The sequence below is a fragment of the Sutcliffiella halmapala genome (assembly GCF_050107295.1).
Taxonomy (GTDB): Bacteria; Bacillota; Bacilli; order Bacillales; family Bacillaceae_I; genus Sutcliffiella_A; species Sutcliffiella_A halmapala_A.
This window is the reverse complement of the sequence record NZ_JBNIKR010000005.1, coordinates 68,209-89,471: the sequence shown is the minus strand read 5'-3', so window position 1 is coordinate 89,471 and position 21,263 is coordinate 68,209. Positions and strand designations below refer to the sequence as shown.

Here is a 21,263-nt window from a genome sequence, read left to right as displayed (position 1 = left end):
CTATACTAAAAAAGAGACGCACTTCCAATTAGAAGTGCGTCTCTCAGAAATTATTATTCGGCTGATTCTTTTCTTCTGAAATAGAAGAATGATCCAGTTCCAAGCCCTAGCATTAACATACCAATGAGTAACAGGTTATAGGTGTTCGTTGCCGTGTTTGGCAGTTTTCCACCGTTGTTGCCACCGTTGTTACCGCCGTTGTTGCCGCCATTGTTACCTCCGTTGTTGCCGCCGTTGTTACCGCCGTTGCCATCGCCGTTGCCATCGCCATCTCCGTCTCCGCCACCTGTAGAAGTAGCTTCCACTTTGATTCTTCCTTCCACAACTGGTGAGATTACCTCAAATTGTGCAATGTATGCGATGACTGCTTCATCCAGCCCTGCAAATTCGTTCAGGATCGGATAGGAAGCAAACATGGAATATTCGTCTCCACCAGCAGCCATGAAGTCATTAGTTGCCAATGTATACGTTTCGTTCAAGTCTAGTGCCACCCCGTTAATTTTAACTGAGTGCACTCTTTCTCCCGCAGGCTTGTCCTTGTCAATGGAGAACATAATTCCTGCTACGTGCGGGAATGCACCTTTCGGATTCGGATAGTCACTTACCCCGTGTTCAAGTGCAGCCTTGATGTCGGCACCTGATACTTCTTTCGTAACGATGTAGTTACCAAATGGCAATACTGTGATTACTTCACCAATGGTAATATCACCGACATCGATGGAGTCACGGATACCGCCACCATTAGTAATGGCAACATCAGCACCTGTTGCTTCCAGCATTGCGTCAGTAATCAAGTTGCCAAGGTTTGTTTCATGGACACGAACCTGTTCACGTGCGCCATCAAGATGTACAGTAGTATGACCGATCACTTCGTTCAGGATTTGCTCCTGTTCTTTATTGATTGCATCAATTACTGCTTGGACGTCAGGATCAGCTTCGATACCGTCCATATCCGCTTTTGTGATGAGGTCTCTTGATTTGCTTACCAATTCTTTTCCTTTGAAGCTTAATTCAACCACACCAAGGTTTTCTGTATATTCACCGGCACTTACAATCAATGTCCCGCTTTCGTTGATGTTATCCACTGTATGACTGTGGCCATCCACGATTACGTCAATGCCAGGTGCACCTTGTGCCACCTTGATGCTTGTTTCTGTACTTGAAGCATCTGTCCCTAAGTGAGATAGGGCAATGACAACATCCACGTCTAGACCTTCAAGTTCTTCTACCATATCTTTTGCAGCTTCAACCGGATCTGTAAAGGTCAATCCCTCTACGTTCTTCGGATGTGTCTTATAATGGGTTTCCGGTGTTGATAATCCGAAGATACCCACTTTGATTCCATCAATTTCCTGCACCATATAAGGAGGAAGCAGATAATCTCCCGTTTCATCCACAATGATATTGGCACTTAAGACTGGGAAGTCAGCCATTTCAGTCAACTCTAATAGTCTTTCATATCCGTAGTTGAAGTCATGGTTACCTGCAGCCATGGAATCATAGCCCATTGCATTCATGATATCCACAATGCTCTTACCTTCAGTCAGTGTAGCAAAAGTCTGACCATGGAAAGTATCCCCTGCATCAAGAAGCAATGTATTGCTATTATTCTCTCTGTATTGCTTCACTAGTGTAGAAAGCTTGGCAAATCCGATGGAAGAACTGCTTTCTGTTACACGTGAATGAGAGTCGTTGGTATGAAGAATCGTAATGTTAGTGATTTTTTCTGTTATCTCCATATCCTCAGCAAAAATGACACGGATACGGTTTCCATCTGCACCGGATGATGCGATACCTGATACAGAAATGTAGTCACCCACTTTGAAGCGTTCCACACCCAAAGGCAGGTAGCCATCCACATGGATTCTTGCATCATTCTTGCCGTCATTGACAATCATGAAGCTTCCTTCATCGTTGATTTCTTTAACAGTACCTTTCAGTTCCACCAACTGGCCGTTGAAAGTACCATCAATGATTTGTTGCGCTGTTACTTCTTTTGCTTCCACTTCTTCACCAGGGCCGACATAGAGGATTTCCATGTCAAAGTTCTCGTATTCGAGCTCCAATTCCCCTTCAAAAGTAGTGATTCCACCAGTGGCAATTACTACTGTTCCTATCGGAAGCTCTCTTCCTTGAGCTCCGAACAATGAAATACCGCCAGTTTCGTCTTGGATATAGATGGTATCAAAGAATTTGTTTGTAGGTGCCGTAACCACACCTTTAACTGTTACAATATCGCCATCTTGCGCATTTGCACGAACATCCGCGATGGACTGAATTCGATTGTAATCAGCTAGCCAATCCATCAATGTCAGCGTAAAGGACGTGTTACTTACATCATTTACGATTTCGAAGTCAGAGTAAAAATGACGACCAGCTACAACGATTCTTCCTTCACCCACATACTCTTTCGCGATTAGTGGAATGGACTCACCATTTGGTCCAGACGTTTGGTTTGCATCATTTTCTCCACCAATTGCTTCATTATATGTGTGGTATCCCTCTTCTACGTTGAAGTTGTATGATGTTGCATTTCCTGCTACTAGAATTTCCAATCCTGTTTCAGGGTCATTCGTTAATGCGCCAAGATTTTCATCAACCAGGGATGCACCGCTGAAATAACGGATGGCATCAAGGTTTTCATTCAAGCCGCTCGTTGTAGCCGGAGCAGTATGCGCATATACGGACCACTTCATTCCACCACTGAACTTATCGGATGTGTTTGGCTCATAAACGTTATCAGAGTTGATACGAATTCCTGAGCCCATTTTTTCCAATAGCGGATTGAGCTTTTTGTTATCAAAGTTAAAGTTCGATTTGGATGCAAGCATGAGTGAACCACCCGCTTGTACCCAATCATTGATGGCTGTCATTTCCCCATCTGTAAATACCTTGTTAGGTGCGTTGATGACAAGAACATCATATCCTGCCAATACTTCAGCTGTATAAGCCTCGGAGTTGTACTTTGCATGATATCCACTGCGGCGTAATAATTCCATGAAATTGTTCATGGATCCAGGAACATCCGCGTTGCTGTGTGCAGAGTCAACAAGCACTTTTTGCCCGTTTGATTCTACTACTTTAATGGATTTCGTAATTTCAGTAACTGTTGTAACACCAGGAATTTCTGTCAATACAGCAATAATCTTGTCCTGACCAGATGCAGTCGGGATCCATGTAGTTGTTGCATCAGCACGTTTCCCTGGTCCGATATAAGGAATGTTACCTGTACCTATGTGGTTCTCTTCGCTTACAGAGCCACGATAGAATTTCACTTCCAGGTTTTCTGCAGAGCGTACACCCATGTTACTTACAGTTGCAGTTAATTCTGTTTCAGATCCTGGAACACTAGGATCTGGATTCACTTGAAGAAGTGTTAACTTAACATCACTTTCTCCACCGGAAGTGAAGATGGCACTTGCTGTTGTCCATTTGCTATCTGTATGGATAACCTTTACAACATACCAGTTTGCACCACTTCCGTCTTGGATGGTAGGAGTCCATGCAAATTCTGTCTTTTCTCCGACCATAACGGATTCAATAACGTTTCCGCCATTGGAGATGATTTGGATTTCACTGATCGGATTATCGGAATCCTGAACCCAGATGTCAAAATTCAGATTAGATCCGTCTTCGATATCAACAGTGCTACCCATCCAGTATCCGTTCGCTTTCACTCGAAGCTTCGTGTCTCGAGCTTCTGTGGAGTAGACACGACGTGCTTTCATTGCTTCCATGAATGACTCATTGGATAAATCTTCTGCTACAACTGCAGTCATGTTATCAGGAACGCCCCAGTTTGCGGAGTGGTTGTCCTGACCATTAATTGCACCAACGTGCCAACCGTTATCCATCGCACGGAAGAAATGCTCTTCAGCACGTGCATAGCTGTAAGGCGGCGCACCATTACCCACTTCGATCATCGCCATTAAATGGTCGATTTCTGGAACGTATGCAAGGTCATTGAAGGAATCACTTGGCCAATTCGGATGGTTGAATGCTGCTACGGCATTTTCCTCTGTTGTTAACCACTCATAGAAATCACCAAGTTCTACGACCGTTTGTTTTGCTTCCACGTAATCATTGGTGTTTGTTACGTTAATGTGTCCCCAATTTGAGGATGTCATTTCAAACCCGCGCATAGCAAGGAATTCACCTGAGTGCGCTGAGTTGAATGTTTCCATCTGTTCTCTTGTCGCATGCCATTCGGAGCCTACTTTTTCAACAAACTCCTTACGGTCAGTAATATACTCATCGCCATCCAACCAGTTGGAGTGGTCTGTAACGATCAAGTAGTCCAAATCATTCTCATATGCCATCTCAAAGGCATCAGCTGGAATGCCTTTCCCATCGGAATAGCTTGTATGAGCATGCGGTACACCGAAGTAGAAGTTGTAGTCACTGTCATCCTTCGCTTCTTGGATGTAAAAATAAGAAACGTAAGAGGTTTTAGCTCCTGCAACGTCTGCCACTTCTACTGAGATACTATGTTCTCCCAATGACATATCAGTAGCAGGCGTATAACTGAATGTAAATTCTTCTTCATTGATTTGAGCTGTTACTTCTTCACCATCTACCACTAATTTGAAGCTTGTCCAGTCAATCTCTGCATCCGCTTCATCGATCTTACCTGAGATCTCAGGCTTGAATTCGTTGATTGTTACCATTTTGGCAGGCTTTACTCCATAGATAATTGGCAATTTTGCCGTTTCTGGAGCATCCTGCTTCACCATATCCGCTCCGAAACGAAGCTTCAATTGTGGGTCCTTGAATTTCGCCGCGATACCTACAATGCTGTAGTACTCGCCATCTTTGTAAGATGCTTTAGTAAAGCTGTCCGCCTTGCTGTGATATAGCTTTGTAGTATTCTTGGCCATATCTTCAATGAGGAAACTGTATGCATCCACGTTTACATTTTTAATCAGCGCCAATTCCACTTTTACAAGCTCACCTTGATGAGCGTCAATCTGGTCAAGAGTAATGACGGTTGGAACAGGCACTGCTTTTGTTCCAATCTTTGTAATTTTTTCTGCAGCTTCTACCACGATTTGGATTTCTCCATTATATACGGAAGTCTTACCTACAACCTTCAGTTCTTCGCCTTCCACATAGTCGGAAAGTGAAACCCCTTTACCGGTAGTATTGATTTGCACTCCGGAAGTTGCATCCTGGATGTACATCGCAGTGCTAGATTCAGCATGCGTTACAACACCTTGGATGGTTACTTCTGTTCCAACTGCCTGTACTTTCGCATCAGCAATCGCCGATACCTCCGGATCAACCGGTCCTTCAGGTACAACTGCGATATCATCAGGTGTGCGGAGTAATACGTGATAAGTGTCCGGTCCAGTCCCTTTTTGCTCCACCACACCTACTACATTTACTTCATCACCGACAGTAACAGTTAATGATGTACTGTCATGGCCTGTTCTGCTGTCCAATTTAACAGATACAGTAGTCGTACCATTTGAAACAGTTATTAAACCATTATCATAGTCATCTGATTGAATTTCTGTAACTGTCACGTTTTTAAGCTCAACCAATTGAGCCTCTTTGCTCTCTGCAACTTCGTCGACCGTTACATACTTTGGAGCCGGTTCACCTGCTGCAGGATTCAACACTTCCACTGCAGTAGGGACTAATTCGAATTTTCCTTTGTATTCCTCTGTTGAACCTAATACTTTAATTTTTGCACCAATGGCAACGTCTGCATATTCATTGCTTGTGTATACCATCAATCCGCCAGTCGCATCCTGCATGTAGAAAGATTTACCGCCAAATCCACCAGGAGCGGTAGTAACAATTCCTTCAACAATTACATCTTCCTGTCCAACTCCACCTAATCTTACATCTGCAATCGTCGATACAGATGGATCAGTCGGATCAGTCGGGTCAGTTGGATCAGTTGACTCTCCGTTAGGCGGTTCTGCCGGAGATGCAGCGTTTTGCGGTGCTGGGGTAGCCTCTACAAAATCAACGCTGTTATCGTTTGTATCATAGCCGTTTCCTGAACCAGGAGTGTAGCCATCTGCATCGCTTTTTCGGACTAAACTTTTCCCTCCTGGTACATCAATAGCCGGAGTTCCTTCACCAACTGTAGAAGATCCATCCCCTGTACCATATTCAAGGCCGTCTACAGCATTTTCATCGGCATCTTTCAGTACAATACCGTCTGAAGCACCGTTTTGCCAGTCAGAAGTAGATTCTCTTACTAAGTCAGGCACAATGTCTGTGCTGCCAAAGTCTCCTGAATTCAGAGGACTGACCTCCCCAATTAAATAAAAACCGTATGGAGCAATCACAGTGCCATCCGGAATGGTTACCGTATTGGACTGTAACTGGCCAAGTTGGTTATAATGCTCTAACTTCCAACCTGAAATATCAACAGGATTTGCTGTCGGATTATAAAGCTCTGCAAATTCATTATTATCAGTTCCTGATTCATCATAGAAAAACTCACTGATAACAACATGATCTGCAATGTTCGTCTGCGCATTTGCCGGCTTCATCGGAACCATTCCCATGAGCAGGACAAAAATGAACGCTAACGAAAACCATTTCTGATTCTTGCGAACTAGCTGGTACATTTTTTTCCCCCTTAAAATTGTTTGTTCTTACTAGATTTACAGAATGGAAGCGCTTTCTATGTAAAAATCAACTATGCCAAAATCCCCATTTTCCCCCATATAAAGAAATTAAACCTAGTAAAGTAGTACATTATTAATTTAACAGAAAAGCTTGCAGAAAAATATCAATTTTCTATAAATTTTTTGTAAAATTATCCGATATTTTGAATTATTTCTAAAAAAGACATGGTATTCTATTAATGGTTAATAAAAGAACACAACAAAACTTGGGGGTAAGCGCTTTGAGAAAATTTTTAAACATCATTTTTATAGGACTAATAGTATTCCTGCCATTTTTACAGCCAACGGCTACTCATGCACATGCGCTAAGTGCAAGCTTCGGGAAGATTGTGCTGGAAGAGAGCCAAATCACCTATATATTTTCGATTGATGATTTGTCCGTTATTGAAAATATTCAGCTTGACCAAAACAATGATTCAACTCTTTCACAAGAGGAAGTGGATAACGGAAAAGCTTCCATTGAAGAATGGATCGGTCAGAACCTGACCATGCAGGCAGATGGCGTTGCACTCCGTCCGAGCACAGGAAAAATGATCAGTGAGCAGCGCAACGACAAAAACGTGGTAACAACCACATTGACGTATTCACTTGGTGAGGAAAGCAAAACAATCACATTAGTGGACAACTTCTATAAAAATACCAATGACAATACAACTTACACGCAGCTTTTAACCATTGAACAGGACGGCAACTTCTCGGAGAAAATCATCAAAGGCGACGACCGTACTTGGGAAGCTGATCTGACTGTGGAAGGGGCAGCGACATCCGGTACAAGCTGGTGGGAATTTTTCCTTTTCGGGATGGAACATATCCTAACCGGGTATGATCACCTCCTGTTTTTATTTGCACTTCTACTGGCACGACAAAGCTTCAAGGATCATATCAAAGTGGTAACCGCGTTTACGATTGCCCACAGTATCACAATCACACTTGGCTACCTGGAAATCATCAAATTGCCTGGTTTGCTGGTGGAATCGGTTATTGCTCTAAGTATCGTCTACGTTGCGATTGAGAATATCTTTAGAAAAGAAGTAAAAAAACGCTACATTCTTACCTTTATGTTCGGACTTGTTCACGGACTTGGTTTTGCTGGATTGCTATCGGAAATGACCATTCCAAAAAGCCACCTTGCTATATCATTGCTGAGCTTCAACCTTGGCATTGAGGTCATCCAAGTGGCATTGGTTGCATTAGTGCTTCCTTTCCTGGCAAAGGTCCAAAAACTGAAACAATATCCAAGCACACTGAAGTACGGATCTGCAATTATCATTTTTATCGGTGGGTATTGGGTGATAGAGCGAGTGTTTCAACTTTAATAGAAAGAGGCTGCCACGGCAGCCTCTTTTTGTTACCTGATTTGATATGGTTCAATCGAATCGGCTTTTAAGCGGAACATGCTGATCAAACCAGTTATCGGATCGACCTCTTCTCCAACCTCAAGCGTACCATATGCCCATAGTGCTTCTTCCGTGAATTCCAGCTCTTTTCCTTTCTCCGGGAAAACAGCAATCGCTTCAATGTATTCCGGGTTATCCGAAGAACAGAACGGACATGCAGCACCTGCTGTAGGGACTAAATACACAAAGCCATATTCCAGTGGAGTGATTTCTGTCATATAGCCCTTGATTCCTACCTTTTTGCCTTCAAGTTCCAGCATCTTGTCGGTAATTTTTCCGTCTCCTGTATCCGATTGGGTAAAAAAGTCATCAAATGTGATTTCTGTTAGTGTTCCTTCAGTAGATTGTCCCGCTTTATCTTCCTTGTTCGTATCATCCGCAGCGCCCTTTGAGGAGCATGCTGTCAGCACAACCAGCACAAGGACGAGTAGCATTTTCTTCCACATATTATAACTCCCTTTTTCGTTTAATTAGATAAGATGGCAATAATGGCAACAGTGCGATGCTTGTTGCTCCCACAAATACCAGGCCAGCATAAAGTGCATATTCAACCGGTAATCCGACATCTCCAAGCGTCAGCCCGAATTGAGAAAGACTGATTATTTTCAATCCCGCAAAAATGAGGGAAGCGAACACGATGCCAAGAATGGTTCCTGCACCGGTTAAGATGGATATTTCAAGCAGAACATTGGCCAAAATCTTATTTCTGTTTACCCCAAGTGATCTGAGAATGGATGTTTCCTGTTTTCTTTGATGGATGGAGCTGATGATGGCAAAGACAATAAACAGTCCAGCCAGAACAATGGACACTCCCGTCAGCAAGTATGCGAGATTCTTCCCATAGTCAAATGTTTCGAGAAGCTGCCTGAATGTACGAACCGGGAATATCGCCTGCACCTCATGAATGGAATCCATTTCCTCTTTCAGGCTTGGAATATGGCCGATCTGCTGAGGCTTTAACAATAAAGCGGTAATTCCCTGATTATCTTCATGTGCTTCACTGTGCTCTTCATGATTCTCTCCTTCATGTTCTGAAGCGTCTTCTTGTTCATGCTCTTCGTGCGCTTCTTCATGCACAAGCCATACACTTTCAATCGGTGTAAATATCCCTTTATCATCAGCGGTCCCGGTCGGCTCCAATGTACCAACCACTTTATAAGTAAAATCTCCGTGCTGGTCACCATTTTCACCTAAACCATGATTCCCGGTGAAAGTATCACCAACTGAAAGATTCGCTTCTTTCGCGACAAACGAACCTAGTACCACGTCCCCAGGATCTTCAAACCAAGCCCCATCAGCTAAATGGAACCGTTCGGCCAAACCTTCACGATACGGAAGAAAGAAATCCTTGGTCGTCCCAACAATTGGCAAACCGTAATAAGAATCTCCCAATGCCAAAGGGACAGCCCTAAGTATTCGGTCATCCTCTTTCATTTCTTCATAGATATGATAGGGGATATTGCCGATTGGGGCATCGAGGTACATCACGCTGTTCAAAACAAGCTGTGTTGGACTTCCCTCTGCCCCTACAATCAAATCATAGGTGGCAGACTGCTTTTTGATTCCTTGTTCAATACCTGAAGAAAGCATGATAACAAGGAAAGTGAGGGTAACCGCCAAAGTGAGCGCGACAACCGTGAATGCTGCATTCAGCTTTCTCACTTTGATGCTGAGCAGAGTATATTGGAGGATGTTCATCGCAATACCTCCTTCAACACACCGGAGTAGGATTTATTGATTTCTTCCATAGTGATCATTCTGGTAAAACCCTTGGCTATATGTACATCATGTGTAACCGTAATCAGCGTTGTTCCATTGGTTCTACTGATTTCCTGGATCTGATTCATGATATGGATACCTGTTTTGATATCAAGATTGCTTGTAGGCTCGTCCACCAGCAAGATTTGTGGATTATTCAGAAGAGCCCTTGCTATTGCTACTCGCTGCTGCTCTCCACGTGAGAGCATCATTACTCTGTTCTGCAATCGCTTTTCCAGCCCCAGTTCGTTAAGCAAAGTGATCGCCTTTTCCTTGGCAGTCTTTTTATCCATATTATGGTTAGCCAGTTGCTGTACAAGAACATTTTCCACCGCTGTCAATGCAGGAAAGAGCTGAAACTCCTGAAACACCATCCCGATATTCCTCCCGCGGAATTCATCCCGCTCTTTTTCCGATTTATCTGTAAGCTCCTCACCAAGCAGCTGAATCGTTCCACTTTCGGGTAAAACCAATCCTGATAGAAGTCTTAACAAAGTCGTCTTTCCAGATCCGCTAGGCCCCATGATAGCCAGCTGATCCCCTTCATTTATAAACAATGAATCTATATTTAGTATTTCTTCCTTTTGTTTATTCACCTGTACATCATAACGAATATTCCGACAAATTACGGCATCTTGCAACTTTTCGTTCTCCCCCTTTGGTGTTCTATTACTGATTCTACCATTTAATTGTGAAGGGGAAATGAATTTTTTGTTGAAAGATAGAATTTTCTTAATATAGTCCTTTAATCGTTTTTCTATTAATTTCTACAGATGTATAAAACACACTCTAATTATGTAAACAAAAAAGAACCCACCTTCTATGAAGATGGGTCCCATAAACTAGTTTACTTATTCGATTATTTTAACAAGTGATGCTTCAACTTCTTCGCTTACTGCATACTGTCCACCCAATATAGTTACTTGCTTGACCCCATGTTCGGTCATGTAGCTAGATACTACCGATGGAATGTAATCACGAACCAGAAGGATTGCACTGTTATTTTTTGAAGCTAAGACAGCTCCTGTCAATGCATCTGCAAATCCTTTTCCAGTAGCGACATACATATGCTTATTAGATACCCCAAACGCTTTTACTATTTCTATATTTGTTTCATAACGATCATTTCCTGCGATGCGGATAGCTCCAGGCAGTTGATCTGAAATGTCTTCTGGTATCACATCATATCCACCCACTACAATACTTTCTGAACTTCCTAAATTATCGATTGCAGCAGTAGTATAATTCGATAAACTTTGTGCAGAAGTCAATAAAATCGGCATACCTTCCCTTGCAGCAAAGGTTGCAACAGATAATGCATCAGGGAAGTTCTTCCCACCTGCTACCACAACTTTATCCGCCCCATTTGGAGCTACTTCTTCTGCGATTAACGCTGCAGTTTGATATCGGTCAATACCGGCGATACGAGTAACCTCTAATCCATCACTTTCAAGCATGGATGAGATATCTTCGCTTACCGCATAACCTCCACCAAGGATCACTACCTTACTAGCGCCTAACCTTTGAATTTCTTCTCTTGTTTCTTCTGGTAATTGATTGCTTCTTGTTAGTAGGATCGGTGTCCCCAGTTTATGAGCTAAAGGCACGCCTGCTAATGAGTCTGCATAGTCATCGCCACGAGCTAAGATTACGGTTTCTGAGGATGTCCAACCATTGCGGCTAGTTTCCACTGCAGTTAGATATCTAGACTCCCCGAAAATACGGTCTACCTGCTCTTGAGAAATAAACAGTTTACCGGCGGCTTCTTGTACAACCTTGTTTCCAGCCACATCTGTTAATTCCACTTCAATAATGGCACCTTGAAGGTCTACATTGGTCGGAACGGTCCATGTTCCTTTGTATACCCCTGGTTCCACTTCTTCCATTGCATTACTAGAAGAAGACTGAGTAGAGATCTGGGCAGGAAGCTTAATGGAATAGCTTGCAGTTCCGCCTACAGATTCACTCCTAAAGGAGACTTCCACCTTGTCTCCAGGTCTTACATACAGATCCGAAGATGGAGTTAAGTCTGTAATTACCGGCGAACTTAGGTTTACCGTTACCGTTCGTTCCACCATTGTTACATTGCCTACTGAATCTAATGCTTCCACTTTAACCGCATGTGTTCCTTCTTCTAAAATGATTCGAGTAGAGAACGCTCCATTCTCATCCACTTCTACTTCTTCACCATTTACTAGAATTCGAGCTAAATTTGCATCAGTTGCTGTTCCATTTACATCGACCACTTCTTTTCCGGTTACCATGTTATCAACAGGAGAGGTTACCTCCAGCTGAGGGCCTTCTGTATCCACAATAACTGTAACCTTCTTATCAGCAGTAACTTCACCAGCAAAGTTGTTGGCTTTTAGAACAAGCTCGTAACTGCCATCTAATAAATCTGATATCTCTACGCTGAAAGAGCCGTCCTTTTCTGGTAAAACTGTAGCAAGCACTTCTTCTCCATGATGAATAGTGACGGTACTTCTATATTCTCCTGTACCAGTCAAAGTCACTTTCCCATCCGTTGAGATGACCTCTTCTTCATTTGATACAGGAGATGCTGGTAACTCTTGCACTCCATCTCTTGCCCATTCAATTGCCTGAAGATATAACTGCTTCCCTTGTTCAGTCCATCCTTGTTTCGGACTGATCATATTGTTTACAGCGTATGTGGAGAGTAATAGATGCATATGATTCTTACTTTGGAAATCGTAAGCGATCGTTGCGCCTTTATCTTTTTCATCCACAACTAGATTTGCAAGTGTAATACCTTCATAGTTCTCGAATGTTGCATAAGGGCTCTTCTCACTATGGATTTTGATTGTTTCTTCATCTAATCCTGTGAAGATTTCATTGTCCTTTTGTACATCTACATAGACAGCACCTTCGTTATATCCATGTTCTGCACGAACAGGACTTCCAAAAGCTTTTTCCAGTAGCTGTATGGAGCCATCAACACCCCAAGTATCTACAAACACCAAGCTTGTTTCATTCTTGTTACTTTCATCAATAAGTTTTTGTAGCTGCTCTTCCGTTCCGGTATTTGTGTTGACGATAATTACTTCATAGTTATAAACATCGTCTACAATATCCCAATCACGCTTTTGGGCAGCCAAGCCACTCTCTTCAAGGAAGTCCGTGATGGAAGTTTGAATATCTCCCAGTACGGCAATGTTGAAGTCACTTAGCTTAAAGTTTAATTCAACATTTTCCCCATCTTCAATCACAATCTCTTGTGTGACTGTTTGATAGCCATTTACTTCAATTTTAAGTTCATATTCACCAGCGAGAAGTTCATCGAATTGATAAGCTCCCGCTTCGTTCGTCTCGACTGTCTCTTCATAAAGGCCGGTCTTCTCTGTCAGGGTAACTTTTGCCCCTTCCAGACCATTGCCTTCTGTATCTGTTACTTTACCGGTGACACTCATGCGGTCTGTCTTTTCCATTTCAAAGTTCAATTCGACTGCTTGTCCAAGTTCCTCAATTACAGCAGTTCCAGTTTGTGTCACAAACCCTGGGATTTGAACTTTCACTTCATGGCTTCCTACCCCTACGCCCAGGCGATATTGCCCTTCTCCATTGGTCTCTGTGCTCAATCCTTGGCTTTCAATGGATACGATCGCACCTGCAATAGGATTTCCTTCCTTATCTTTGACTGTACCAGTTATTTCGCCCAGACTGGCTGATATTGCCCAGTCAACCGCGTTTGTGAAGATCCGTTTTGTATCATCTGTCCATAATGTCTCTGGATTCCCATACGATCCTGCATGGATGCTCGATAATAAGATGTGAACATTGTTTGCAGTTCTAAATTTGTAAGCTACTCCTCCACCAATAGTCCCATTTGTATCATGCGTTAAATCTGCAATTTTAGTTCCGCTATACTCTGAGAAATAGGACCATTGTTGATTCGCATCACCCTTGTCCAAAATACGGATTACATCTCCAACTTCATATCCTGCAAAAATTGGATGTTCTTCCAAAACAGTGTAATTAACATGTCCTGGTGAAAAGCCTTGAGTAACCGTAACTGGATCTTGATAAAAGTCACGTAAATCACGAATTGTACCACTAGCATATTGGCTTGTAAAAATCATACTTATTCCGAAGCTGTCAGCTAACTCTACGAATTCTTTAAACTTAGCTTCCGGCATTCCTGAATAGTGTCGGTCATTAAAGATTACAAGCGCATATTCACTTAATTCTTCCATTAGTTGATCTGTTTCAGTGTTTACCCAAGGAATGGCTTCGTACCCTTGCTGCTCCAACACGGTTACGAATCTGCCGGCATTAAGACTTGTTCCGACTACAGCAATCTTTTCGGAAATACTTAATGTGAAGTTTAATGTTTCTTCTTGATCAATTTCCACTACAACAGGTACTACTTGAGGAGTATATCCGTTAGCAGTAACCCGGACCTGATACTCGCCTGCTGGAGCTTGAAGTTCATAGTACCCATCTTTATCTGTTGTTGTCTGTAAAGGAGTTCCATCCAACTGGATTTTCGCACCTTCCAGACCACTGTTCGTGTCTTCTGCCTTTACCTGCCCTTTAATGAGACCGGCATTGTCAGAGGTCAGTACGAATGTCTGCTCTTTGCTTTCTCCGCGAACCACATCCACTACAAATGTTTCCGATTCATGTCCGAAAGCTTCCACATTCAACGTGTACCTGCCTGTGTCTAGCCCCAGGAAGAATGAACCATCTTGTTCCGTTTGGAATGTATATCCGGTTTCTTGTACGGTAACAGTAGAGAATACACTGCGGTCAAAATTATTATTCACTTGGCCGTGTATTTCCCCTACTAATGGCTCTTTGTTATCAAGTGCCCAAGTAAGAGCATTATTTACGATTCGTTCACGATTTTCATCAAAATAACCGTTCTCTGTAAAACCGTATCCGAACGTCATATTTGATAGTAATACTTCCACACTGTTCAAAGTACGTCCACCATATGCCACAAAACTGCCCAGTTCACCTTGACCAGGGTGGGAAACTGTCGCTACTGTTTTCCCTGTATATCCTTCAAACCCATGATAGTATCTGCTATCAAACTCAAATTGTCCATTTTCATCCGTTTTCACACCTTCTAGCAATGGGTGATCCTCAAGGATTTTAGCTGTTAGTGTTTTCTGGGATGATGGCGTACTTCCCATATGCTCTTCTGCAGGGTCTCCCAAATAATCCACAAGGAAACGAATACTTCCTCTTGGTCCTCCATTTCCTGTCCAAATGACAGGCGTTTCTGTCCGGTCCAATTCTTTTACGAAGTCGAGGAATACTTGTTTCTCTGGATTCAAGCTATTATTATAATCTGAGTTGGCAAATATCAGATCATAATCAGCAATTTTATCCAGGTCTGAATAGTATAGATCCTCCACTACATATCCTCTAGGTGATAAATAATCCTTTAGCTTTACAACTGAAGAGAGCTGTCCGTCCACAATGACTCCTATTTTTGGAGATGGCTTCATTTTACGCTCAAATACAGTTGCTTCCTTCGCTTTAATCTCCACATTGAATTCCTGAATGACATATCCTTCTTTCGTAACAACAAGAGGGTAAGTTCCAGGCACTAAATGATCAATAGTAAAGTCTCCACTTACATTAGTAGTCGCTTCACGCGGTAAACCCTCTACCTCTATGTGCACACCTTGAATTCCTTCTAGTGTGTTTTCATCAAAGAATTTACCTTCTAACGAGCCGTTGTTTTCCTGTAAAGCCATTTCTACGGTAAACTGCTCTAGATTCTCATCCAATGTCACCGACTGCGTATGCGTTTGATATCCGAAAGAATCTACTTCCAATTCATAATCACCATCTAACGCTGCAATACTGAAGAAGCCAGTTTCAGGGTCTGTCCAAGCACCTAACCCTTCGCCCTTCACTTTGACATTTGCGTATAGTGGGTTTCCTTCTTCATCTGTTACATAACCCTCGATTACATTGTATTCAACGTAAGCTGCCCAAAGTAAAGCATTAACGAATATATCTTTACCATTTTCCGTGTAATGCCTGTTGTCATGAGTAAACGAAATACCATGCCCACCCATTAACAGTTCCATACTTGTAGCTGTTCTTGGTTTATAACCAATACCTAAGCCATGAACATCTTCATGCGCTTCGTGTTTGATATAAGCTAAAGGATAGCCTGAATAGCCTTCAAAAGAAGCAACATCACTGCGGTTCGGTAAGAGAATGTCAACAAAATCCCCAGGCTTCAAGTCTCCGAAGATAGGATTCTCTTCTATTACTTCATAACCGGCTGAGCTGTTGTAATCTCTATGCTGTGTGCGAGATTCCGGGTCTTGGAATCTATTTACGAGGTGATTCAACCCTGAACCTGTCCAATACGTATCCCCCAAAATTACACTTACCTCATGCTTGTCCGCTTCTGCTAAAAACTCTTCCAAAACTTGCAATGTCACACTACTAGTAGACTGATCATTAAAGAATACAACATCCAAGTTAGGCAGCTCGGCTAGAATATTACTGATGGAAGAATAGTTTGTCGCTTCGATTCCATCCTCCGCCAATAAATCCCTTAAGGATCCAAACGACCCATCCCCAATGATTCCCACATTCGGTGAAGGGTATATCTCAATATCTAACTGAATAGGTTCACCTGCAACATTTAAGACCTGAGTATAGGTTACATGGTCTCGCAGTACTATTTTCAGTGTGTACGCCGCTTCATTCAAACCTGCTATTTCATAAGCACCATTGATGGAGCTTACTTCTTCTGCGACGAGGTTGTTTTCTTCGTCGTATAAGTTGATTTCAACATATGGTATTGCCTGCCCGGTAATTTTATTCGTAACTTGTCCGGAAACTGTACCACTATTTGACACTTCCATCGTTACATCTTTTATTACCGGCTCTCCATTTTTAAATTCGACTGTCGCTTCCTGCATGGCATATCCGGATTTTCGGAAAGCGACCGTATACGTGCCTTCATCGTGGAACAATTCGAAAGATCCATCGGTTGATTCAGTCGATACTCCCGTTTCCACAACCTCCACTGTAACTTCCAATGGATTTCCGTCTGCATCGACAACGGAACCGGATATTTCACCAAATTCAGCATCCATCACATAATTGATACCATTCAACAAAATTTGCTGTTGTGTAGGCAGCCAACCATTGAATGGAGATACCCATGGAGAAGCTGCATGAGTGGAAAGAAGTAAATGTGCACTTTCCTCAGAAACGCCTTTGTAAGCTACTCCCGAGCCTACAAATCCGACTCTTGTGCTTCCGACTGTAGCCAGATGGCGTCCGGAATATTGGTTGAACCAGGCAAAATCTCCGTTCGCGTGAATATCGTAATTGCTATCCTTCTCCAACCCTGCCGTAATTGGATGTTCTTCATCCACACGTAAACGGACTGTTGCAGTATCGTAAGCTGAGTTATATTGTGCCGGGTCATTCCTGAATTCCCAAAGGTGTCTCAAACTTCCATAACTGATGCCCCATGTATCGGCAAATACAACACTGACTCCTTTTTCCTCTGCTGCGGAAACCAACTCTTCAAATTTCTCTTCTGTTGGTCTTTCCCCCATCGAAGTGTAGGCACCATTCATGTAAAGAACCTGATAGCTGCCAATTTCATCGATAACATCCCATCCACGCTCTTCAGCAGGGATGTTATTATTGTTCAGGAAGCGTACAATTTCTCCATTGTAGTCATCCAAAACTACAACGTCCACAGGTGTCATTTCGAATGGTACAGCTGTATTTTCTCCTGCCTTGACTGTGACTTGAATTACTTGATCTACATATCCAGCCAAGGAGAATTGCACATCATAGGTTCCTTCATATACTTCTGCAAAACTATATTTTCCATCTTTATCCGAACTAGCTTCAAGTGGTGTGTCATTCACTTTTATGGATACACCCTCGATTGGAAGACCAGATCTCTTATCTTTAATTTCACCTGAAAATGACCCAAGTGCTGCCGGCTCAAGTTGAAAATCTTTCTGAATGTCATAGCCCGTTACAAATGTGACTTTTTCTACAATCTGCTTGAGTCCGTAATAAGCAATTTTTACATCATAGGTACCTGGCTGCATGTTTATTGCATAATTTCCATTTTCATCTGCTTCAGTTGACTTTTCTGTTCCAACGATGGTTATTTTTGCTGGAACTCCTTCTCCGTCAGCATTTGTAACAGAACCGGATAACAAACCAGGCGCTTCAAAACTTGATACACCTGAATGATCTGCTACAACTATCTGGCCATCAGTAATTGCTACCCCTGATGTACTTAAGTTTTTCAGATTATAGGTATGCAGCCTCTCTCCAGAAAACACATCGAGCACTTGGAGATTGGAGGAAAGATCTGTGACAAATAAATAGCCATTCCCAGACACTGCTCCACTATTCACCATCATGCTTCCAATATCCGATTCCCAAACAAGCTCACCAGAAGTTTTGTTAAATGCTTTGATGACTGGTTTTACAGAGGAACCGATGATAACAAGGTCATCGAATACAATTGGAGAACCGGCCTGGGTATCACCTATATCTGCTGCACTCCACAATTTATTACCTGTATCAGCATCAAAGGCATTTAATGTACCTGTTTGATTACTGAAGTTTACACTAACTGCATATACAACCCCATCCACATAAACCGGACTCGATGCGAACCCTTCTTTTTCCAAAGTGATTTTCCACTGCTCAGATCCATCTGATAGGGAAAGTGCGGTTAAATGCTTAGAGTCATACGTTCCGACATATAACAACCCTTCACCTATGGCAGCGCCGAAGAACGATCTCTCACCTACAGCTTTTTCCCATACCTTCTCACCAGTTTCTGCATCAAGCGCAACTGCTTTTGCGTCTGCTTCCATGTAAGAAGTGATGTATAGAATCCCATCATGATAAATCGGTGCTTCATAAATTGCAGGAAAATCAACTTTAGCTGTCCATTTTGTCATGCCTGATTCTAAATCAATGGCATAAATCTTACTATCCGAACCACCTGCCACATAAACGACTCCATCCACAACTGTTGGAGTGGAACGGTTTGTATTACCAGTTCTGATGGACCATAATTCTTCCCCGGTTCGTTGGTCCACAACCTCCACATATCCGCGGTCGGTGGTAAATACTACTTTACCTTCCGCAATAACAGGTGAACTGAATAATACTTGTCCATTTGACTCATAAAACCAGGAAGACACTAATTTCTCTGCATCGACTTCTGCAGAGGTCACTGCGTTCCTTGAGAAATTATTTTTGGAAGTAGCCCAATCATCCAGTGCGGTGACCTTAGTGGAAGCTACCTCAAAATTAACTGTTGTATTTTCATTTACGGTAATTGTTTCTGATTTTTGCTTAATCCCTTGACCGTTCACTACGATCGTATATTCATTCTCCGGGACACTTTCAATCAGGAATTGTCCGTTCGAATTCGTTCTTACTGTTTCAAGTGGTGTATCCAATACACGGACATAAGCATAAGGTACAGGATCTCCATCTGTATTTTTAACGCTTCCCTCTACATTGAATCTTTCTGCCTTTTCCAATGCCCATGCCTTATCCAGCACCTCGCCTTTTTTCACTTCCAAGGTTTCTGTTATCGCATGGAATCCAAAGGAATCGACTTCCACTTCATGCGTGCCTTCGCGAACCTTGAAGCTGAATTGGCCATCTTCTTTTACTTCTATGCGCAAGTCTTCTTCAGACAGGAAGATCTCACCTGCAATCGGATTACCCTCTTTATCTTTCAGGGTCCCACGGATTTCTCCTGCATACGCTGCTTCTGTCACAGCCTGGTATACGTTGACAATCCCATGACCGTAATTATCATTTGGGAGCGTACCCATATGGCTTGCTGTCCGCGCTGTTCTTTCCAGAAGATCAGCAACTTCATCAATGGTCAAATCAGGCTGGCTTTGTAAAATAAGTGCAATCGCTCCTGCAACATGAGGAGTTGCCATGGATGTTCCACTTATCGTGTTATAGCCTCCACCTGGCCATGCAGAATATATTTGATGACCCGGAGCTGTTACCTCAGGCTTAATGTATCGCACTTGTTCTCCATTTTCATTTGGCCAAGAAACTGGACCTCTACTTGAGAATGAAGCGATTTGATCATTTATATCTGAAGCCCCAATTGCAAAAGCTTCAGGAAAGCTTCCCGGAGATCCTATCGTTTGAGCACCAGGGCCATCATTTCCTGCAGCAAAAAGCGGGAATATTCCAGCTGCAACCCATGCACGTACCCCTTCCAAAAATTCAGTCCGATAAGTGTCGGCACTTCCCCAAGAGTTATTGACCACATCCGGCGCTTTACTTGGATCACCACCAGGAGCTAAAAACCATTCGAATGCTTGGTGAATGGCGGATGCAGTTGTACCACCTGAATCGTTAAAGATCTTGGCAGCTATCCACTCAGCACCTGGAGCGACCCCGATCGGTTCCCCTGCTCCTCCACCAACTGCAGACCCGGCAACATGCGTTCCATGTCCATGGCCATCTTTCGGTGAGGAATATTCAGAGCCTGATAAATCAATCCAGGAATATTGATGATTTCCATCACGGCCACGGTAGTTATGTTGAAGCGCTTCATGTTCTCCCTCAACACCAGTATCCATGATACCAACCACAACACCTTCACCCTGGAGTTCATATTCCCCCCATACTTTTGGAGCAAAGATTTTTTCCAATCCCCACTCCGGTAGACGTGGAGGAGAATCTTCCACTAACATTTCGGGAACTTGAAATTCCCTATCCAACGTAATCCGCTTCACATCTTCTCTTTGGGCAATAGTCTCTAATGCCTCTTTATTAATAGTTGCGGAGAGTCCGTTGATTACCCAGAATGATTGGATATTACTTACCATCTTCTTACTCTCTAAATCTTGCATTTGCTGCAATAGCTTGCTTTGAGAAGCTTTGGCAACACCTTTTAACTCGTCAATGACCGTACCTACGCGATCCGTTCTATTTTCAAGTGCAGAAACAGTAGTCGACAATTCCTTCATATCAACAGATTCCTGTAAACGGATTATGACATTGACCGTTCCTTCAGAATCTAGTTCATTGATAATATCTGTTTCTACTTTCCCTTCCATTACAAAATCGTCTTCGTCATATTCAGGTTCAGAAGATAGGTCAATTCCATCGAGTAGGCTTGGAATCCCATTTTCTGAGGCTTCCCCATTCGTTTCTTCTGAATTATTTTGAACGCTTTTCTCTCTTTCCTTTTCCAATTGCTTTTCTTGTTCAACAGTCAATCTCGTGGAATCATTAGGAATTTCGGCTCCTACCATGTTCGGTAATAATAAACTGGCAATAAGCAGAAAAATCATAAAAAGTGAAATAGATCTCCGTTTTTTCTTCGAGTAATATGTACTCAAGTCTTTCGCACCCCCAATTTTTTCTAAAAGAAGACTAGTTACCTGCATCCCCCTTTCCATCACTCAGCTAAACTAAAACAGTTAATCTCTTA

At 42.6% G+C, this 21,263-nt stretch carries 6 protein-coding genes; 1 reads left to right on the top strand and 5 read right to left on the bottom strand.

Features of this window, described 5'->3' with window-relative positions:
* Positions 1–53: 53 nt before the first annotated feature.
* The gene (locus ACQCT5_RS09670) at positions 54–6,587 is read right to left on the bottom strand and encodes a 5'-nucleotidase C-terminal domain-containing protein (RefSeq protein ID WP_499641322.1); all 6,534 of its coding nucleotides are present in this window, start codon (positions 6,585–6,587) and stop codon (positions 54–56) included.
* Between the two features lie 281 nt (positions 6,588–6,868).
* Here ACQCT5_RS09670 and ACQCT5_RS09665 point away from each other — a divergent pair, with 281 nt between their 5' ends.
* Positions 6,869–7,963: a HupE/UreJ family protein gene (locus tag ACQCT5_RS09665; RefSeq protein WP_499641320.1), complete on the top strand. Its 1,095-nt coding sequence runs from the start codon at positions 6,869–6,871 to the stop codon at positions 7,961–7,963.
* Positions 7,964–7,995: 32 nt separating this feature from the next.
* Here the strand turns inward: ACQCT5_RS09665 and ACQCT5_RS09660 are convergent, their stop codons facing one another.
* From ACQCT5_RS09660 to ACQCT5_RS09645, 4 genes are all read right to left on the bottom strand, one after another.
* On the bottom strand, positions 7,996–8,490 hold the full coding sequence (locus ACQCT5_RS09660) for a hypothetical protein (protein WP_499641318.1): 495 nt from the start codon (positions 8,488–8,490) through the stop codon (positions 7,996–7,998).
* Position 8,491: 1 nt separating this feature from the next.
* Positions 8,492–9,742: an ABC transporter permease gene (locus ACQCT5_RS09655; protein WP_499641316.1), complete on the bottom strand. Its 1,251-nt coding sequence runs from the start codon at positions 9,740–9,742 to the stop codon at positions 8,492–8,494.
* Entirely contained in the window at positions 9,739–10,443 is a 705-nt protein-coding gene (locus ACQCT5_RS09650) for an ABC transporter ATP-binding protein (RefSeq protein WP_499641314.1), read from the bottom strand. The genes ACQCT5_RS09655 and ACQCT5_RS09650 overlap by 4 nt, the downstream gene beginning before the upstream one ends.
* Positions 10,444–10,653: 210 nt before the next feature.
* Positions 10,654–21,171 carry a carboxypeptidase regulatory-like domain-containing protein gene (locus tag ACQCT5_RS09645; RefSeq protein WP_499641312.1) on the bottom strand — a complete coding sequence of 3,506 codons (10,518 nt, stop codon included), beginning with the start codon at positions 21,169–21,171 and terminating at the stop codon, positions 10,654–10,656.
* Positions 21,172–21,263: the final 92 nt, after the last annotated feature.